This window comes from Burkholderia lata (assembly GCF_902499025.1).
GTDB classification, from domain to species: Bacteria; Pseudomonadota; Gammaproteobacteria; order Burkholderiales; family Burkholderiaceae; genus Burkholderia; species Burkholderia lata_C.
In genome coordinates, this window is the sequence record NZ_CABVPW010000103.1 from 1 (window position 1) to 1,619 (window position 1,619).

Here is a 1,619-nt window from a genome sequence, read left to right on the forward strand (position 1 = left end):
TCAGATCTGGCACGAAGCAGCGCTACGGCGCTGGGAAACGCTGGAGATCCTGAACGAATGGGTCGCTGGTCAGTGTCGTGAGGCGTGGCACATGCGGCACCCGCAGTGGCCTGAGCTGACAGTCGAGGATGTGCTGCAGGACGAGCGTACCCGGCTGATGCCCAATCCACGGCCGTTCGACGGCTACATCGAGCAGACCCTGCGAGTCTCGTCGACCAGCCTGATTCACTTCCAACGCAACCGCTACAGCGTGCCCACCGAGTACACGAACCAGTTGGTGAGCGTGCGCTGCTATCCGGCATATCTCAGCGTCGTCGCCAACGCCCAGGAGATCGCACGCCACGAACGCAGCTTCGAGCGGCACATGACCTTCTACGATTGGCGCCACTACGTCACGCTGGTCGAGCGCAAACCCGGCGCACTGCGCAACGGCGCACCGTTCATCACGATGCCGCAGCCGCTGCAACTGCTGCAGCGGCATCTGCTGAAACACCCGGGCGGCGATCGCGTCATGACGCAGGTGCTCGCTGCGGTGCGCGAACACGGGCTCGATGCGGTGCTGCTCGCCGTACAGGCTGCGCTGGATTCAGGACGCCCCAGCGCAGAGCACGTCCTGAACGTGCTGAGCCGGCTGAAGGCGCCCGTCACGAATGGCAGCCTCGCCACGACGAAACTCCAGCTCAAGGAAGAGCCCGCGGCCGACGTGAACCGTTACGAGACGCTGCGTGCCAACCCACCGGAGGATCGTCATGTCTAACGATATCGCGGCCCAGCTCAAGGGTCTTAAACTGCACGGCATGGCGAGCACGTGGCCGGAGCTGCTCGCGCAGTCGCGCCACACTGACTTCGAGCCGGAGCGCTTCATGAAGCAGCTGTTGATGGCTGAAACCGCCGAACGGCAGGTGCGCTCGATCGCCTATCAAATGACCGCTGCGCGCTTCCCGGCCCACCGCGACCTGAAGGGCTTCGACTTCGCGCAGGCACACGTCGACGAAGCGCTGGTGCGCGAACTGAGCGAGCTGTCGTTCCTCGAAAGCGCGCACAACGTCGTGTTCATCGGTGGTCCGGGCACTGGCAAGACGCACCTCGCCTCAGCGATCGGAATCGAAGCCGTACAGCGCCACGGCAAGCGTGTGCGCTACTTCTCGACCGTCGAGCTGACCAACGCCCTGGAGCAGGAGAAGTCCATCGGCAAACAAGGCCAGATCGCCCACAAGCTGATGTACGTCGATCTGGTGATTCTCGATGAGCTGGGCTATCTGCCGTTCAGCCAGACCGGCGGTGCATTGCTGTTCCATCTGCTCTCAAAGCTTTACGAGCACACGAGCGTCGCGATCACGACCAATCTCAGCTTCGGCGAGTGGGCGAGCGTGTTCGGGGATGCAAAGATGACGACAGCGCTGCTGGACCGCGTCACCCATCACTGCCACATCGTCGAAACGGGCAATGAATCGTGGCGCTTCAGGACCAGTTCTGCCAAGGCAAAGACAACAAGAAAAAGAGCAGCAAAACCAGCGGGTAACGAAGAGTTATCCACACCGGAATAGATGTACTACGCTGTCTCAGGGTGGGTCAGATTTAGATGAAATCGGTGGGTTAAGACTCGGTGGAAATCAACA

2 protein-coding genes are annotated in these 1,619 nt (G+C 61.5%); both read left to right on the top strand.

The annotated features are described in order from the left end of the window. A partial coding sequence (locus BDI24065_RS40790) for a Mu transposase domain-containing protein (protein ID WP_438820053.1) occupies window positions 1-757 on the top strand: 757 nt, incomplete at its 5' end. Beyond that, the gene (gene istB / locus BDI24065_RS40795; RefSeq protein ID WP_060091270.1) at window positions 750-1,547 is read left to right on the top strand and encodes an IS21-like element helper ATPase IstB; all 798 of its coding nucleotides are present in this window, start codon (window positions 750-752) and stop codon (window positions 1,545-1,547) included. The genes BDI24065_RS40790 and istB, both read left to right, overlap by 8 nt. Window positions 1,548-1,619: the final 72 nt, after the last annotated feature.

Excerpts from the sequence above, each read along its gene's own strand:
- istB (WP_060091270.1), top strand. The coding sequence starts at position 750 with ATGTCTAACGATATCGCGGCCCAGCTCAAGGGTCTTAAACTGCACGGC.